Source organism: Pseudomonas sp. FG-3G (assembly GCF_901007645.1).
GTDB lineage: Bacteria > Pseudomonadota > Gammaproteobacteria > Pseudomonadales > Pseudomonadaceae > Aquipseudomonas > Aquipseudomonas rhizophila.
The window spans coordinates 82,855-99,892 of record NZ_CAAKGZ010000018.1 but is presented as its reverse complement, the minus strand read 5'-3'; the positions used below and the strand labels follow the sequence as shown (position 1 = coordinate 99,892).

Here is a 17,038-nt window from a genome sequence, read left to right as displayed (position 1 = left end):
GCGTGCGGATCTGACACCGGGGCGATGCTATCGCGAGCAGGCTCGCTCCCACAGGGGATTCATCGATCGAGTGTTAAATGTGGGAGCGAGCCTGCTCGCGATGAGGCCCTGTCAGTCAGCGAACATCCGAGCCCGGTAGCCCTTCATCAATATGCCGATACTGCGCCCCCAACTGCCCCGCCAATTGCCGGGCCCGGCCCAGGCGAATCGGTCCGCGTTCGATGTCGATCAACAGGCTTGGGCAATCAAGGGGCGGCAGTGTCAGCTGCTGTTTGACTCGCCCGTCGGTCATCAGCAACACCCGCTGTTGCTCGGTCGGGTAGCGCTTGCGCCGGGCCGTCAACCAGCGTCCGGCCTCGGTCAGCGCCGCCAGCAACGGCGTGCCGCCGCCGGCGCCCAGGCCGTCGAGCCAGTCCCGTAGCCCGGCCGAGGCCTTGAGCCCTTGCACCTGCCAGGCTGGTGCGCTGCCGCTGGCCGTCAGCAAGGCCAGCCGGGCGCGTTGGCGGTAGGCGTCATCGAACAGTTGCGCCAGCAGGCCTTTGCCATCGCTCAAGGCTTGATGACGACGAGTCGAGGCCGAGGCGTCGATGATGACCAGCCACAGTTCATGGGGCGAACGATGGCGTTGCTGAAAACGCAGGTCTTCACGCAGGCGTGGACGGCCAGCGAGCAACGTGCCTGGCCAGTTCACCGCCCCGCTGGCCGCCGCTTTGCTGCGGCCCTGGCGCCCTTGGTCCAACCGTCCCGCACGGGGTCTGGCATTCACCCCCGCGGGCGAACGGGGGCGAATGCCTAGGGCTTTTTTGGCCAGCTCGGCACGTCACGCCGAGTGCCGGTGGGCAATGCCCGGGCCGGCAGGTCACCCCACTGGCCCTGGCCTTCGTCAGGCCTGGCGGTTTGATCGGCGGTGGCTGGCGGCGCCTGGGACGGCGCAGGGGCCGAAGGCTCGCGCCTGCGATGACGCAATGCAAACTCGGCGACCGCATCAATGTCCTCAACGGCAATGGCATCCGCCCCGCGCCACGCAGCATGGGCGCGGGCGGCCCGCAGCCAGACCAGGTCCGCGCGCAAGCCATCGACCCCAGCGGCAAAACAACGCTCGGTGATCTGCGCCAGCGCCTGGTCATCCAGAGGAATCTGCATCAACCGGTCGCGAGCCTGTTGGCAGCGTTCGCGCAACTGCTGCTGGGTCGGTTCCCACTCTGCGCAGAACGCCGCCGGATCGCTGTCGAAATCCAGCCGCCGACGAATAATCTGCCCGCGCTCAAGCGGTGCGGTGTGGCCGTCCAGGGCCACGTTCAGGCCGAAACGGTCGAGCAACTGCGGACGCAATTCACCCTCTTCCGGGTTCATGGTACCGATCAATACAAAACGTGCCGGATGCCGGTGTGAGATGCCGTCACGCTCGATCAGGTTGGTGCCGCTGGCAGCCACGTCCAGCAACAGGTCCACCAGGTGGTCGGGCAGCAGGTTCACTTCATCGACATACAACACCCCGGCGTCGGCCTTGGCCAAAACGCCGGGAGAGAACTGCGCGCGCCCCTCCCCCAGGGCCGCGTCCAGATCCAGGGTGCCCACCAGCCGCTCTTCAGTGGCGCCCAAAGGCAAGGTGACGAACTGACCGCTGGCCAACAGGTCCGCCAGCCCCCGGGCCAGCGTAGACTTCGCCATGCCCCGTGGGCCTTCGATGAGCACACCGCCGATTTTCGGATCGATCGCAGCCAGGCACAGGGCCAGTTTCAGGTCATCGGCCCCGACCACGGCGCAGAGCGGGAAATGAGGGGTGTCGGTCATGTTGAATGTCTCATGCATGTTCGAAGGTCCAAACATGGACCTGTGGCGAGGGCGCGTCTGGCGTCCTCATTTCAGCTGTCTTCTTCTATGTCCAACAACAAGTTCTCCAGCGCCTCTCGATACTCCCCGGGCTCCTGCCACATTCCGCGCTGCTGCGCTTCGAGCATGCGCTCGGTCATGTCGCGCAAGGCATCGGGGTTGTGCTGGCGAACGAAATCGCGGGTATCGGGGTCGAGCAGATAAGCCTCGGCCAGCAAGGCGTACTGGTGATCGTCGATCAACTGCGTGGTGGCGTCGAAGGCGAACAGGTTGTCCACCGTCGCCGCCAGTTCAAACGCACCTTTATAGCCGTGGCGCTTGATCCCGTCGATCCACTTCGGATTGGCCGCCCGGGAACGAATGACGCGGTTGAGCTCTTCTTTCAACGTGCGGATCTTGGGCAAGTCCGGCTGGCTGTGGTCGCCGTGGTAACTGGCCGCCGTTGCGCCGCCAAGCGTCTCCACCGCCGCCAGCATGCCGCCCTGGAATTGGTAGTAATCGTTGGAATCGAGCAGGTCGTGTTCGCGGTTGTCCTGGTTCTGCAACACCGCCTGCACCTGGCTAAGGCGCCGGGAGAACTGCTCCCGGGCGGCAGTGCCTTCATCGCCGGCGCCGTAGGCGTAGCCACCCCAATTCAGGTAGACCTGCGCCAGGTCTTCGCGGCTCTGCCACAGGCGGCCGTCGATGGCGCCCTGCACACCCGCGCCGTAGGCGCCAGGCTTGGCGCCGAAGATCCGCCACCCGGCCTGACGGGCCGCGACCTCGGGTTCAAGGCCCGATTCCAACAGGGCCTGGCGCTCGCTGCGCACCTTCGCCGCCAAGGGGTTCATGTCGTCCGGTTCGTCGAGGGCGGCGACGGCCTGCACCGCTGCATCGAACAGGCGGATCAGATTGGCAAAGGCGTCCCGGAAGAACCCGGAGACCCGCAGCGTGACATCGACCCGAGGCCGGTCCAGCAGACTCAATGGCAGGATCTCGAAATCGTCGACTCGTTGGCTGCCCGTGGCCCACACCGGACGCACGCCCATCAACGCCATGGCCTGGGCAATGTCGTCACCGCCAGTGCGCATGGTGGCGGTGCCCCACACCGAAAGCCCCAATTGACGCAGGTGATCGCCGTGGTCCTGCAAGTGCCGCTCAAGGATCAGGGACGCCGACTGAAAACCGATGCGCCACGCGGTGGTGGTGGGCAGGTTGCGCACGTCCACCGAGAAGAAGTTGCGCCCGGTGGGCAGCACATCCAGGCGGCCGCGACTGGGCGCACCGCTGGGGCCGGCCGGCACGAAACGCCCGCTCAAGGCATCGAGCAAACCGCGCATTTCCGCCGGGCCGCAAGCGTCCAGACGCGGAGCCACGACGCCGCGCAGGTTTTCAATAATGCTGTTCACCGTTTCCCAACCCGGCGCCTCAAGTTGCGCGACCACGCCCTCCAGGGCCTGCTCGATCAATTGCCCGGCGAACAATTCCAAACGTTCACGAGTATCGCCAGCGGTCCGCCAAGGTTCGTCGCTGAGCCGATCCAAGGCTTCGGGACACGCGCCGGTCCAGGGTTCGGCCAGCGCACAATCCAGCGGATCGAAACCCAGTGCAAAGGCCTTGGCCAGCGCCCGCAGCAAACTCGACTGCGCGCCCTTGCCATCCCCCCGGGGAATGCGCAGCAACGCCAGCAAGGTGTCGATGCGCAACCGTTGTGTGGGCGACTCGCCAAAAATGTGCAGGCCGTCGCGGATCTGCGACTCCTTCAGATCGCACAGGTAAGTGTCCAGGCGCGGCAGCCAGATTGCCACGTCAGCGTCGCCGTCCAGTTGCAACTCGCGGTCGATGTGGGTCTCGCGCACCAGATTCAGAATGTCTCGCTGCAGTTCCCGGGCGCGGCGTGGGTCGAGCAGTTGCGCTTCGTAGTATTCGTCAGCCAACAGCTCGAGGTTACGCAGCGGCCCATAGGTTTCGGCCCGGGTCAGCGGCGGCATCAAGTGATCGATAATCACGGCCTGGGTGCGACGCTTGGCCTGGGCGCCCTCGCCCGGGTCATTGACGATGAACGGATAAATGTTCGGCAACGGTCCCAGCAGCGCATCCGGCCAGCAGTTTTCCGACAGCCCGACGCCCTTGCCCGGCAGCCATTCGAGATTGCCGTGCTTGCCGACATGAATCAGGGCGTGGATCCCGTAGGTGTTGCGCAGCCAGAAATAAAACGCCAGGTAGCCGTGGGGCGGCACCAGGTCCGGGTCGTGGTACACGGCGCTCGGATCGACCTGATAGCCTCGAGCCGGCTGGATGCCGACGAACGTCAGGCCCAGGCGCACGCCAGCAATCATCAGCCGGCCATCGCGGAACATCGGGTCCTGTTCGGGCGCGCCCCAGCGCTCCAGCACCGCCTGGCGATTGGCCTCGGGCAATGCGTCGAACATGGCCCGGTAAGCATCCAGCGCCAGGCTCTGGTGACAGGGCCGTTGGTCAAGACTGTCCAGGTCGTTGCTTACCCCGCCGAGCAACTGCTGGATCAGCGCGGTGCCGCTCGCAGGCAGTTCAGCCGGCAGCGGATAGCCCTCGGCCTGCAAGGCCCGCAGGATATTCACTGCCGCCGCCGGGGTGTCCAGGCCGACGCCGTTACCGATGCGCCCATCCCGGGTCGGGTAATTGGCGAGGATCAGCGCCACACGCTTTTGCGAGTTGGGCAGGCACGCCAGGGTAGTCCAGCGCCACGCCAGCTCAGCGACAAAATCCATGCGCTCGGGCACGGCCCGGTAGCAGACCACATCGCTCTGGCTGCGCTCGCTGCGCCAGGCCAGGTCCTTGAAACTGATGGGGCGACTGATGATCCGCCCGTCCAGTTCCGGCAGGGCAATGTGCATCGCCAGGTCCCGCGGGCCCAGACCCTGCTCACTGGCGCGCCAGCCAGGCTCGTTGTCCTGGGCGCAGATCGCCTGAATCACCGGGATGTTGCGGCGAAATGGTCGCAAGTGCGGCGCTTCAGGGCTCGATTGGGCGAAACCGGTGGTGTTGAGGATCACCCCCGCCGCCACCTCATCCAGCCAGTCTTCAACCAAGGCCAGGCAAGCGGGCTCCTTGAGGCTCGCCACGGCAATGGGCAAGGGATTGAGCCCCGCCGCTTGCAGACGCTGGCAAAACACGTCGATGAACGCCGTGTTCGCTGCTTGCAGGTGGGAGCGATAAAACAGCACCGCCGCCACCGGCTGCCCGGCCCGCCAGTCGCTTTGCCAATCACTCAGGCTGGCGTTGGTTCGTTCCGGATGGTAGATCGCCGTGCGCGGCAGGGTTTGCGGTTCGCCCCAAGGATAGTCGCGACCGAACCATTGGCTGGCCAGGTTATGGAACAGGTCCAGGGCATTGCCCAAACCGCCTTGGCGCAGGAACTGCCAGAGCCGGTCCCGATCCTCATTGGGCACGTTGCTCAGGTCGCTGAGTTCCGGGTCGGGTCGATCGTCCCCCGGCACCAGGATCAGCTTCACCCCGCGCCCGGCCAGTTCCATAAGACGTTCAATGCCGTAGCGCCAATAACCGATACCGCCATGCAGGGAAAGCAGGATGACCTTGGCGTGACGCAACACGTCGTCGAAATACAGATCCACCGAGGCGTGGTTTTGCACCTGCATCGGGTTGGCGAGGCGAAACTGCGGATAGTCGTCCGGCAACTGCCGCGCCGCTTCGGCCAGCAGCGCCAGGCTGGAGTCGCCGCTGCACAGGATCACCAGCTCGGCGGGGGTTTGTCCGAGATCGGCAATGTTGTCGTCCGACACGAAACCGCCGGGCTGGGTCCTGAGCAGGTGCATGGCTTAGACGCTGAGGGCGGCGCGCAATTGCGCTTCGAGCAGCCCGGCATCCAGCGCCTGGCCGATCAACACCAGACGGGTCACCCGCGCTTCATCGGCGCCCCACTGCCGGTCGAAATGTTTGTCGAAGCGCGTGCCCACGCCCTGGATCAGCAAGCGCATCGGCTTGCCAGGAATGGCCGCGAACCCCTTGACCCGTAGCACGCCGTGCTGGACCACCAGCTGGGTCAGCGCGTCCAGCAGCAGGCTTTCGTCGGCCTGGGGCAGTTCGATGGAAATGGAGTCGAACGCGTCATGATCATGATCATCATCGTCGCCGTCATGGTGATGATCGTGATGGCTGTGGCGGCTATCGATGTGCTCCTCGGAGCCGGCGCCCAGGCCGATCAACACTTCCAAAGGCAAGCGGCCGCTGCTGGCTTCGATGACCTTGACCGCCGGCGGCAGTTCTTCGGCCACTTCCAGGCGCACCTTGGCCAGGTCTTCAGGGCTGATCAGGTCGGCTTTGTTGAGGATCACCAGGTCGGCGCTCGCCAGTTGATCGGCGAACAGCTCGTGCAGCGGTGATTCGTGGTCCAGGTTGGGGTCAAGTTTGCGCTGGGCATCGACCTGGTCCGGAAACGCGGCGAACGTGCCGGCGGCCACGGCCGGGCTGTCGACCACGGTGATGACCGCATCGACGGTGCAGGCGCTGCGGATTTCCGGCCACTGGAAAGCCTGGACCAGCGGTTTGGGCAGGGCCAGGCCCGAGGTTTCGATAAGGATGTGATCGAGGTCACCGCGCCGCGCCACCAACTCGCGCATCACCGGGAAAAACTCTTCCTGCACGGTGCAGCACAGGCAACCGTTGGCCAGTTCATAGACGCGACCGTTGGCTTCTTCTTCGGTGCAGCCGATCGAGCACTGCTTGAGGATCTCGCCGTCGATGCCCAGCTCGCCGAACTCATTGACGATCACGGCGATGCGGCGGCCCTGGGCGTTGTCGAGCATGTGCCGCAGCAAGGTGGTTTTACCCGAGCCGAGGAAGCCGGTGACGATGGTGACAGGGAGTTTGGCCAGTGTTTTCATCGGATGCCCTTTGGCAAGGTGGCGGGCAAACGGGACGACAACCCGCACGCATGGGCGCACGCGGAAGATTTCGCCACCGGATCACCCCGCCCGGTTGTAGTGAGAATCTGTGTCGAGGCAGGTCTCCTGGCTGACGGCGGGCCAGTCATTCGACTGGCAGTTACTGCGCCTTCCCGTGCACCCTTGGTCAAGAGCATGCACAGTGGCCTTGCAGAAACATCACCGTTCACAGTTGCGGGGGCAGCCGCGGCTTGGACCGCGTTCCCTTCTTAGCTTCGGCCAATGCCGAAGAACCTCGAAGGCGCAAGGCTACGCAGGGTGTGGGGGCGGGTCAATGTTCGCAGGTGAGTTCTGTGGTGTCTTGCGGGCCCTATCGCGAGCAGGCTCGCTCCCACAGTAAATCTCGCCGATCACAAAATTCATGTTCAACAAAGCTCAACTGTGGGAGCGAGCCTGCTCGCGATGGGCGCAACGGGTATCAGCCAATTGACGCCCCGCCCCCGCCCATGCTCTCCTGTGCGCCTAGTTACGGGTGCCCTTCACAGGGTGAAACGGGAAACCGGTGAATCGTGTGCTTTACTTCAAGGCCACGTCAGTCCGGTGCTGCCCCCGCAACGGTAAGCGAGAGAAGCGTCAGATCCACTGTGCCTCACGGCATGGGAAGGTGACGCTTGTCGGCCAGGCACAAGCCCTGCCCCTCGCGAGCCCGGAGACCGGCCCATGACACATGCATCAACAAACCCGCGGTGGGCGGGCGCTGTTCGAACCTTGGCGGGCCTGCGCCCGGGGTTTCATTGCGCTCGCTTCACCCGATGACAAGAGACCATAGGGAAGCGCCATGTCGACCATCAGCAGCACCGCCCGTACCGCCAGCAGCTCCACGACCCTGAGCCAGCGCCTGAGCGCGGCGATTTTCGCCTCGATCCTCGGTGCAGGCCTGGTCTATTTCGCCGGTTTCTCCCACATCGAAGCGGTGCACAACGCGGCCCACGACACCCGCCACAGCGCCGCATTCCCGTGCCATTGAGACCTGACGACATGATCAAGCGTATCGCGCAAACCGCCGGTTTCAGCGGGTTGCTGGCCGCCCTGCTGCTGACCCTCCTCCAGAGTTTCTGGGTATCGCCGCTGATTCTGCAGGCCGAAACCTACGAAAGCGCACCGGCTACCGAGCACCATGAGCACGCCGCTGGGGCCGTTCACTCCCATGATGCCCAAGCGTGGGAGCCGGAAGACGGTTGGCAACGACTGCTCTCCACCACCGGCGGCAATCTGGTAGTCGCAGTGGGTTTCGCCCTGATGTTGGCGGGCTTGTACACGCTGCGGGCGCCGACTCGCACGTCCCAGGGATTGCTTTGGGGTTTGGCCGGTTATGCCACGTTTGTCCTGGCCCCCACCCTCGGCCTGCCACCGGAGCTGCCTGGTACGGCGGCGGCCGATCTGGCCCAACGGCAGATGTGGTGGATCGGCACGGCGGCCTCCACTGCGGTAGGTATCGCCCTGATTGTCTTCGGCAGGCATTGGTTGCTCAAACTGTTGGGCGTGACGACCTTGCTGGTGCCCCATGTCATCGGTGCGCCGCAGCCTGAGGTCCACTCGATGCTGGCGCCCGAAGCACTTGAAAGCCAGTTCAAGCTCGCCTCGCAAGTGACCAACGTCGCGTTCTGGCTGGCCTTGGGCCTGGTCAGCGCATGGTTGTTCCGGCGCGGCGACCAGGCTCAGCACGACGCATGAGCACCGGGCCGATCCTGGTGGTCGGCCTGGGCTGTCAACGCGGCTGCCCGGCCAGCACGCTGCGAGAACTGCTTGATCAGACTTTGCGGGCACACGGCATCGAGCTCTCTGAGGTTCGCGCCTTGGCCAGTATCGACCTCAAGCGTGACGAGCCGGGCCTGCTGGAGCTGGCCGAGCAACTGGAGTTGCCGCTGACCTGTTTCAACGCAGAGCAATTGTCCAGCTACCAGCAGCGGCTCAGTCACCGCTCCGAGATCGCTTTTGAACGCACCGGTTGCTATGGCATCGCCGAAAGCGCTGCCCTGGCCCTGGCCGACCGGTTGGGCGCGACACCTGCGACGCTGTTGATTCCTCGCCAAAAGACCCCAAGCGCCACGCTGGCATTGGCGGTGACGTCGTAAAACCCGATAATTCGCGCCCTGGATCATGAGCGATCTTCATTCAAAGGGTCGCCTACTCACCTTTAGGAACCGGTCATGACCGTTTATTTCATTGGCGCCGGCCCTGGCGACCCGGAACTGATCACTGTCAAAGGTCAGCGACTGATCCGCAGCTGCGCGCTGATCATTTACGCCGGCTCCCTGGTGCCCACAGCCGTGCTGGAAGGCCACAGCGCCGAACAGGTGGTCAACAGCGCCGAGCTGCACCTGGAGCAGATTATCGAGTTGATCAAGGCCGCTCACTTCAAGGGCCAGGACGTGGCCAGGGTGCACTCCGGCGACCCGAGCCTGTATGGCGCCATTGGCGAGCAGATTCGGTGCCTGCGGGAACTGGACATCCCGTTCGAGATCATCCCCGGCGTGACCGCGACCTCCGCCTGCGCCGCCCTGCTGGGCGCCGAACTGACCTTGCCGGACGTGTCCCAAAGCCTGATCCTCACCCGCTACGCAGACAAAACCGTGATGCCCGCCGGCGAAGAACTGGGCAGCCTGGCGCAGCACGGGGCGAGCATGGCGATTCATTTGGGCGTCAATCATCTGGAAAAAATCGTCAGCGAACTGCTGCCCCACTACGGCGCGGATTGTCCGATCGCAGTGATTCACCGGGCGACATGGCCGGATCAGGATTGGGTGGTGGGTACGCTGGCTGACATTGCCGAAAAGGTCCAGGCCAAGGGCTTTCGACGCACGGCGCTGATTCTGGTGGGACGCGTGCTGGGTAATGATGTGTTCAGTGAGTCGTCGCTCTACCGCGCCGGGCACGCGCATCTCTACAGGCCCTGAAAATACAACTTTAAGAGCGAGCTTGCTCCCACAGGGATTTGCGGCGATTAAAAAAATCGAACGTCACCGCGGCCCCAATGTGGGAGCGAGCCTGCTCGCGATAGCGGTGGATCAGCTTGCGCGGATGTCGGATCCACCCATAAAAAAACGGCGCTCACGGGCGCCGTTTTTTCTATCCGCAGCGAACACCTATCAGTAGTAGGCGTTTTCTTTCTGCGTGTGGTCGGTCACGTCGCGCACGCCCTTGAGCTCCGGGATACGCTCGAGCAAGGTGCGCTCGATGCCTTCCTTCAAGGTCACGTCGGCCTGGCCGCAGCCCTGGCAACCGCCGCCGAACTGGAGCACGGCGATGCCGTCTTCCACCACGTCGATCAGCGATACCTGGCCGCCGTGGCTGGCCAGCCCCGGGTTGATTTCGGTTTGCAGGTAATAATTGATGCGCTCGTTGACCGGGCTGTCGGCATTGACCATCGGCACCTTGGCGTTCGGCGCCTTGATGGTCAACTGGCCGCCCATGCGGTCGGTGGCATAGTCGACCACCGCGTCGTCCAGGAACGCTTCGCTGAACGAGTCGATGTACGCGGTGAAGCTCTTGAGCCCCAGCGCGGTGTCTTCAGGTTTCTCTTCCCCCGGCTTGCAGTAGGCAATGCAGGTTTCAGCGTACTGGGTGCCGGGCTGGGTGATGAAGATGCGGATCCCGATACCTGGGGTGTTCTGCTTGGACAGCAGGTCGGCCAGGTAATCGTGGGCGGCATCGGTAATGGTAATGGCGGTCATGGAAACTCCTCGCAGGCTTGTCGGCAGTTTACGCCAATCATCGCGCCGGACAAAGTCCTAGTATTTTTGTCAGGAAAGCGCCCGGATATCCTGGTCAGAGGTTCTGGTAGCGATTCATGTCCAGCACCCCACTTTCCAGCGGCTGCGTCTCCTGCAGGTAGTGGCTCAGGTCATGGAAGTACTGCCAGAACTGCGGGTGACTGCGCCGAATGCCCCAGCGCTCGACAATCCGCTCGAACGCCTGCCCGTCCCGGGCGCCCTCCATGGCGTCGACAAAGGCCGGCACTTGCTCGGCGGGGATGTTGAAGATGAAGTTCGGATAGCTGCTCAGCACACCCGGAAAGACCGTCAAGGTGTCCAGCCCCGGCTGGTATCGCAGCGCCTCGCCGAGCAAAAATGCCACGTTACTGTGAGCGCGGTTGCGTAGCAGACTGTAGACCTCACGGCGACCGCTGACGGTTTCGACGCGCAACATGGTCGCTTCCGGCAACTGGTTGATGACGCTCAGGCCCGCCGCCGGTCGGGAAGACAGGCGACTGAGGGCCTGTTCGGCGTTCTGTAAGGCCGGATCAATGTTCGGACGCGAGCAATAGGCGCCATTACACCGGTTGATCGGATCGGGCCGCGCGTTCAAATCACCATAACGAACCAGCAATTGCTGGACGAAATCGCGCTTGGGATCATCTTCGTCAAGCTTGAGAGCGGTGGGTTTGTCGTCGTCGATGGCCTCGTAATCGAGCCACATCTTGAATTTTCCGCCCGACTGATACCAATCGTTGAGGTAGTCCTCGCGGGAATCGGCTGGCATCAGGCGCAGGAAGTTCTGCTCCGCACCGTTGCGAATCAGGTCGAAATACAGTCGCGTCTGGGCCTGGTGGGACACGTTGCCGAACACGTCGAAGTTCACCGCCAACTGATAATAAGTGCGCTCCAGCAATGGAAAGTCGAACAGCCACATCGTCTGCGGCACCTCGCCAATCAGGCCCTTGGTGACCGAAGCACTGTCGAAATGCCGGAAAATGCTCAGCAAGGCATTGTCGTTGCCGGCCCACAGCGTCGACCAACTGGGCGCAGGCAGGTCGGCGTAGTTGTCGCGACGCAAGGCTTCGTACTCGTTGCGCTTGTCCCGGTAGTCCAGCCACAGGCTCAGGACGCTGCCCACGTCGTCATTCTGCCCCGGCATCGCCAGCAACGGCGTGGCCTGGCCGCGGTAATTGGGGTCGGTGATGTACAGATCATGTTCCGGGGCCTGGAACAACGCCCAGAAGTTGTCGCGAATCACGTCCGTGGCGATCTGGCCCCGGCAAACCGGGCCGCGGATAAATGTGCGCACGAAATACTCGGCGTTATCGAGCATGAACTGATAGCGGGCCTGGGCCGGGATCGCCTCGAAGGTGGAAAACGGGTTGGCCCGGCGCTCCGGGCCGTACCCTGGCAACGCAGTGACCTGCCATCTGCCGCTGTAGAACAGGCTCTTGATCCGCGCCATTTTTGCCGCGCTCAACCCGTAGGTAATGTGGGTCTTGTGCACGATCACCCCTTGTACCGGCCAGAGCCGGTAATACACACGGGTGCCAGGGTCATCGTTCGGGCGGCGGGTGTTGATCAGATCGATTGGCTGGCCGGTAGGCGTGCGCGAACGTACCCACTGGAAGAAATGCCCCGGCTCGCCATCCTTGAAATAGATGTGCGCCAGAAACCAGTGCTCGAACAACCACCGGCCCACCAGGCTTTCCCGGGCGCCAGGGGCGTTGAGCAGGTTTTCCCACTGCACCACCTGCAAGGCTTCGGCGGCGCTCGGCGCCAGCGCTTGCTGATCGATGGGTGCACCCGCGGCCAGCCAGCGCTGCAAGGTCTGATATTGCTGGTCGGTCAGGCCAGTGACCGCCAGAGGCATGCCTTCCTTGGGATGCGCGGCGGCGTACTCGTCGAATTGCCCCGGCATCGGGCAGCTGTTGTCACGCTCAAGCCCAAGCACGATGTCCTGGGGCAGCTTGGCGTTGGGCTGCAACGGTGTGTTGTGGCCCAGTTCGAGCATCTGCGCCATCAGCGCGGCCTGACTGCCTTGAGCGTCCAGCACGGAATAGAAGCCTTTGCGCTGCCAGGCCCGCTGGCCGGAGGCGTCATAGAACAAACGGGTGGGTTCGGCAGCCTGGCGTCGTTCACCGTCATAGACCGGCAGCTTGCTCGCGCCCCGGGACACGCCTTCGCCACTGCCCAGGTTCAATTGGCACGCAGAGTCATAGCAGGCGTGGCAGGCGACGCATTTTTCCGTGAAGATCGGCTGGATATCGCGAGTGTAGGAAATCGCCGGGGCGGGATCCTTTGCCACTGAGTGAAAAGACAACAGCAGCAACAGACTGCCGAATAAGACGCGGTACGGCATGTCTCGGGTCCTAAGAGATAATCCGGCGATTCTACCGGGCCGCCATCGCGATGCAAACATGAGCAGGATTCATGCAAAAGCCACCCATGATCAAATCCTGTACAGCTTTGCTATCATCCCCGCCTTCGTAATGGTCTTTTTCCAGGTAGTCCTATGTCCGATCGCAGCGCTCGCCTTTATCTTCTCCAGCAGGCCCTCAAGGAACGCATTCTGATCCTCGACGGCGGCATGGGTACGATGATCCAGAGCTACAAGCTTGAGGAACAGGACTATCGTGGCAAGCGTTTCGCCGACTGGCCGAGCGACGTCAAGGGCAACAATGATTTGTTGGTCCTGAGCCGTCCGGATGTGATCGGCGCCATCGAGAAGGCCTACCTGGATGCCGGTGCCGACATTCTGGAAACCAACACCTTCAACGCCACCCAGGTGTCCCAGGCCGACTACGGCATGCAGGGCCTGGCCTACGAGCTGAACCTGGAAGGCGCGCGCCTGGCCCGCAAGGTCGCCGACGCCAAGACCCTGGAAACACCGGACAAGCCGCGCTTCGTAGCCGGCGTGCTGGGCCCGACCAGCCGTACCTGCTCGCTGTCGCCAGACGTGAACAACCCCGGCTACCGCAACGTGACCTTCGACGAACTGGTGGAGAATTACACCGAGGCCACCAAGGGCCTGATCGAAGGCGGCGCCGACCTGATCCTCATCGAAACCATTTTCGACACGCTCAATGCCAAGGCAGCGATTTTCGCCGTGCAAGGGGTGTATGAGGAATTAGGCGTCGAACTGCCGATCATGATCTCCGGCACCATCACCGACGCGTCCGGCCGCACCCTGTCCGGCCAGACCACGGAAGCCTTCTGGAACTCCGTCGCCCACGCCAAGCCGATTTCCGTTGGGTTGAACTGCGCCCTCGGTGCCAGCGAACTGCGCCCGTACCTCGAAGAACTGTCGAACAAGGCCAGCACCCACGTATCGGCGCACCCGAACGCCGGTCTGCCCAATGAATTCGGTGAATACGACGAACTGCCGGTGGACACCGCCAAAGTCATCGAAGAGTTTGCCCAAAGCGGCTTCCTGAACATCGTCGGCGGCTGCTGTGGCACCACCCCGGCGCACATCGAAGCCATCGCCAAGGCCGTGGCCGGCTACGCACCGCGCCAGATTCCGGAGATCCCGCGGGCTTGCCGCCTGTCGGGCCTGGAACCGTTCACCATCGACCGCAGCTCCTTGTTCGTCAACGTCGGCGAGCGGACCAACATCACCGGTTCGGCCAAGTTCGCCCGCCTTATCCGCGAAGACAACTACACCGAAGCCCTGGAAGTGGCCCTGCAGCAGGTCGAGGCCGGCGCGCAGGTGATCGACATCAACATGGACGAGGGCATGCTCGATTCGAAGAAGGCCATGGTGACCTTCCTCAATCTGATTGCCGGCGAACCGGACATTTCCCGGGTGCCGATCATGATCGACTCCTCGAAATGGGAAGTGATCGAGGCCGGCCTCAAGTGCATCCAGGGCAAGGGCATCGTCAACTCCATCAGCATGAAGGAAGGCGTCGAGCAGTTCATCCATCACGCCAAGTTGTGCAAACGCTACGGCGCCGCCGTGGTGGTGATGGCCTTCGACGAAGCCGGCCAGGCCGATACCGAAGCGCGCAAGAAGGAAATCTGCAAGCGCTCCTACGACATCCTGGTCAATGAAGTCGGCTTCCCGCCGGAAGACATCATCTTTGACCCGAACATCTTCGCCGTCGCCACCGGTATCGAAGAGCACAACAACTATGCCGTGGATTTCATCAACGCCTGCGCCTACATCCGCGATGAATTGCCTTATGCGCTGACCTCGGGTGGCGTATCCAACGTGTCCTTCTCGTTCCGGGGCAACAACCCGGTGCGCGAGGCGATTCATTCGGTGTTCCTGCTCTATGCAATCCGCTCGGGCCTGACCATGGGCATCGTCAACGCCGGCCAACTGGAGATCTACGACCAGATCCCGGTGGAACTGCGCGACGCGGTGGAAGACGTGATCCTCAACCGCACGCCTGAAGGCACCGACGCCCTGCTCGCCATCGCCGACAAGTACAAGGGCGACGGCAGCGTCAAGGAAGCGGAAACCGAAGAGTGGCGTGGCTGGGAAGTGAACAAGCGCCTGGAACACGCGCTGGTCAAGGGCATCACCACGCACATCGTCGAAGACACCGAGGAATCGCGGCTGTCGTTCGCCCGCCCGATCGAAGTCATCGAAGGCCCGTTGATGGCCGGCATGAATATCGTCGGCGACCTGTTCGGCGCCGGCAAAATGTTCCTGCCCCAAGTGGTGAAGTCCGCCCGGGTGATGAAGCAGGCCGTGGCCCACCTGATTCCATTCATCGAGGCGGAAAAAGGCGACAAGCCAGAAGCCAAGGGCAAGATCCTCATGGCCACGGTCAAGGGCGACGTCCACGACATCGGCAAGAATATCGTCGGCGTGGTGCTCGGTTGCAACGGCTATGACGTGGTCGACCTGGGCGTGATGGTGCCGGCAGAGAAGATCCTGCAGGTGGCCAAGGAGCAGAAGTGCGACATCATCGGGCTGTCCGGCCTGATCACTCCGTCCCTGGACGAGATGGTGCATGTGGCCCGCGAGATGCAGCGCCAGGATTTCCACCTGCCCCTGATGATCGGTGGCGCCACGACCTCCAAGGCCCACACGGCAGTGAAAATCGAACCCAAGTACAGCAACGACGCGGTGATCTACGTCACCGACGCCTCGCGCGCCGTGGGCGTGGCCACCCAGTTGCTGTCCAAGGAACTCAAGCCGGCATTCGTCGAGAAAACCCGCCTGGAGTACATCGACGTTCGCGAGCGCACCGCCAACCGCAGCGCCCGTACCGAACGCCTGAGCTACCCGGCCGCCGTGGCGAAAAAACCGCAGTTCGACTGGAGCAGCTACCAGCCGGTCAAGCCGACCTTTACCGGCGCCAAGGTGCTGGACAACATTGACCTCAACGTCCTGGCCGAATACATCGACTGGACACCGTTCTTCATTTCCTGGGACCTGGCCGGCAAGTACCCGCGCATCCTCACCGACGAAGTGGTCGGAGAAGCGGCTACTGCCCTGTACGCCGATGCCCGGGCGATGCTGCGCAAGCTCATCGACGAGAAACTCATCAGCGCCCGCGCCGTGTTCGGCTTCTGGCCGGCCAACCAGGTGCATGACGACGATCTGGAAGTCTATGGCGAGGATGGCAAGCCACTGGCCCGCCTGCATCACCTGCGCCAGCAGATCATCAAGACCGACGGCAAGCCGAACTTCTCCCTGGCCGACTTCGTCGCGCCCAAGGACAGCGGTGTGACCGACTACGTGGGCGGTTTCATCACCACCGCCGGCATCGGCGCCGAAGAAGTCGCCAAGGCCTACCAGGAAGCCGGCGACGACTACAACTCGATCATGGTCAAGGCCCTGGCCGACCGCTTGGCCGAGGCCTGCGCCGAATGGCTGCACCAGCAGGTGCGCAAGGAACATTGGGGTTACGCCAAGGACGAAAGCCTGGACAACGACGCCCTGATCAAGGAGCAATACACCGGCATCCGCCCTGCCCCCGGTTACCCGGCCTGCCCGGATCACACCGAAAAGGCCACCTTGTTCCGCCTGCTCGACCCCGAGGCCAGCGAACTGAAGGCTGGACGCAGCGGCGTATTCCTCACCGAGCATTACGCCATGTTCCCGGCGGCAGCCGTCAGCGGCTGGTATTTCGCCCATCCCCAGGCGCAATACTTCGCCGTGGGCAAGATCGACAAGGATCAGGTCCAGAGCTATACCGCGCGCAAAGGCCAGGACTTGAGCGTGACTGAGCGCTGGTTGGCGCCGAATTTGGGTTACGACAACTAAGAGCCTTAAAGGATCGCAGGCTCCTACAGGGTTTTGTGTATTGCTGTAGGGGCTGCCGCAGGTTGCGATCTTTTGTCTATGCTTGTTCCAAACCCATGGCAGACGAGGGATTTATGGACGATCCGATCGACAACAAGCCGCCGACCCTGTGGCAGATGGTGCACAGTGTGCTGGCTGCCGCCTTCGGCGTGCAGAGCGGCAAGAATCGCGCCCGTGACTTCACCCACGGCAAGCCGAGTCACTTCGTGGTATTGGGCATCGCCTTCACGGTGATCTTCGCCCTGACACTGTTTGGCATCGTCAAGCTGGTGGTGCATCTGGCGGGGTTGTAAATCTGTCTACGACACACATAACCCCCC

The 17,038-nt window shown here is 63.1% G+C and carries 12 protein-coding genes and 2 riboswitches; of the genes, 6 read left to right on the top strand and 6 right to left on the bottom strand.

Annotated elements, in window-relative coordinates:
* Positions 1 to 115: 115 nt before the first annotated feature.
* The 4 genes from PSEUDOMOFG3G_RS08815 to cobW form a co-directional block, all read right to left on the bottom strand.
* Positions 116 to 739, bottom strand: a complete 624-nt coding sequence (locus PSEUDOMOFG3G_RS08815; RefSeq protein WP_373685068.1) for a VWA domain-containing protein — start codon at positions 737 to 739, stop codon at positions 116 to 118.
* 53 nt (positions 740 to 792) lie between these two features.
* A complete protein-coding gene (locus PSEUDOMOFG3G_RS08810; RefSeq protein ID WP_047227831.1) occupies positions 793 to 1,794 on the bottom strand; it encodes an ATP-binding protein in 1,002 nt (333 codons plus the stop codon).
* A 71-nt stretch (positions 1,795 to 1,865) separates the two neighbouring features.
* The gene (gene cobN, locus PSEUDOMOFG3G_RS08805; RefSeq protein WP_139049654.1) at positions 1,866 to 5,627 is read right to left on the bottom strand and encodes a cobaltochelatase subunit CobN; all 3,762 of its coding nucleotides are present in this window, start codon (positions 5,625 to 5,627) and stop codon (positions 1,866 to 1,868) included.
* Positions 5,628 to 5,630: 3 nt separating this feature from the next.
* Complete coding sequence (cobW, locus tag PSEUDOMOFG3G_RS08800) at positions 5,631 to 6,695, bottom strand: cobalamin biosynthesis protein CobW (protein WP_047227829.1); 1,065 nt, start codon at positions 6,693 to 6,695, stop codon at positions 5,631 to 5,633.
* Between the two features lie 98 nt (positions 6,696 to 6,793).
* A riboswitch (cobalamin riboswitch) is annotated at positions 6,794 to 7,008 on the bottom strand.
* 200 nt (positions 7,009 to 7,208) lie between these two features.
* Positions 7,209 to 7,432, top strand: a riboswitch (cobalamin riboswitch).
* A 101-nt stretch (positions 7,433 to 7,533) separates the two neighbouring features.
* On the opposite strand from cobW, the gene PSEUDOMOFG3G_RS08795 reads away from it, so the two are divergent.
* The 4 genes from PSEUDOMOFG3G_RS08795 to cobM all read left to right on the top strand — a co-directional run bounded on the left by PSEUDOMOFG3G_RS08795 (position 7,534) and on the right by cobM (position 9,652).
* The gene (locus PSEUDOMOFG3G_RS08795) at positions 7,534 to 7,722 is read left to right on the top strand and encodes a CbtB-domain containing protein (RefSeq protein WP_047227828.1); all 189 of its coding nucleotides are present in this window, start codon (positions 7,534 to 7,536) and stop codon (positions 7,720 to 7,722) included.
* Between the two features lie 11 nt (positions 7,723 to 7,733).
* A complete protein-coding gene (locus PSEUDOMOFG3G_RS08790) occupies positions 7,734 to 8,429 on the top strand; it encodes a CbtA family protein (protein ID WP_139049653.1) in 696 nt (231 codons plus the stop codon).
* Positions 8,426 to 8,830 (top strand): cobalamin biosynthesis protein, encoded by a 405-nt coding sequence (locus PSEUDOMOFG3G_RS08785; RefSeq protein ID WP_076384038.1) that lies wholly within the window; start codon positions 8,426 to 8,428, stop codon positions 8,828 to 8,830. The genes PSEUDOMOFG3G_RS08790 and PSEUDOMOFG3G_RS08785 overlap by 4 nt, the downstream gene beginning before the upstream one ends.
* Positions 8,831 to 8,905: 75 nt before the next feature.
* Positions 8,906 to 9,652, top strand: coding sequence for a precorrin-4 C(11)-methyltransferase (gene cobM / locus PSEUDOMOFG3G_RS08780; RefSeq protein ID WP_047227825.1), 747 nt, complete (start codon positions 8,906 to 8,908; stop codon positions 9,650 to 9,652).
* A 192-nt stretch (positions 9,653 to 9,844) separates the two neighbouring features.
* Here cobM and nfuA read toward each other — a convergent pair whose 3' ends face one another.
* Together nfuA and PSEUDOMOFG3G_RS08770 are read right to left on the bottom strand one after the other, a co-directional pair.
* Positions 9,845 to 10,429 (bottom strand): Fe-S biogenesis protein NfuA, encoded by a 585-nt coding sequence (gene nfuA / locus PSEUDOMOFG3G_RS08775; protein WP_003182850.1) that lies wholly within the window; start codon positions 10,427 to 10,429, stop codon positions 9,845 to 9,847.
* 94 nt (positions 10,430 to 10,523) lie between these two features.
* On the bottom strand, positions 10,524 to 12,815 hold the full coding sequence (locus tag PSEUDOMOFG3G_RS08770; RefSeq protein WP_139049652.1) for a fatty acid cis/trans isomerase: 2,292 nt from the start codon (positions 12,813 to 12,815) through the stop codon (positions 10,524 to 10,526).
* A 153-nt stretch (positions 12,816 to 12,968) separates the two neighbouring features.
* Here PSEUDOMOFG3G_RS08770 and metH point away from each other — a divergent pair, with 153 nt between their 5' ends.
* Together metH and PSEUDOMOFG3G_RS08760 are read left to right on the top strand one after the other, a co-directional pair.
* The gene (metH, locus tag PSEUDOMOFG3G_RS08765) at positions 12,969 to 16,679 is read left to right on the top strand and encodes a methionine synthase (RefSeq protein ID WP_047227823.1); all 3,711 of its coding nucleotides are present in this window, start codon (positions 12,969 to 12,971) and stop codon (positions 16,677 to 16,679) included.
* Positions 16,680 to 16,792: 113 nt separating this feature from the next.
* Entirely contained in the window at positions 16,793 to 17,011 is a 219-nt protein-coding gene (locus tag PSEUDOMOFG3G_RS08760; protein ID WP_047227822.1) for a DUF2970 domain-containing protein, read from the top strand.
* The last annotated feature ends 27 nt before the right edge of the window (positions 17,012 to 17,038 follow it).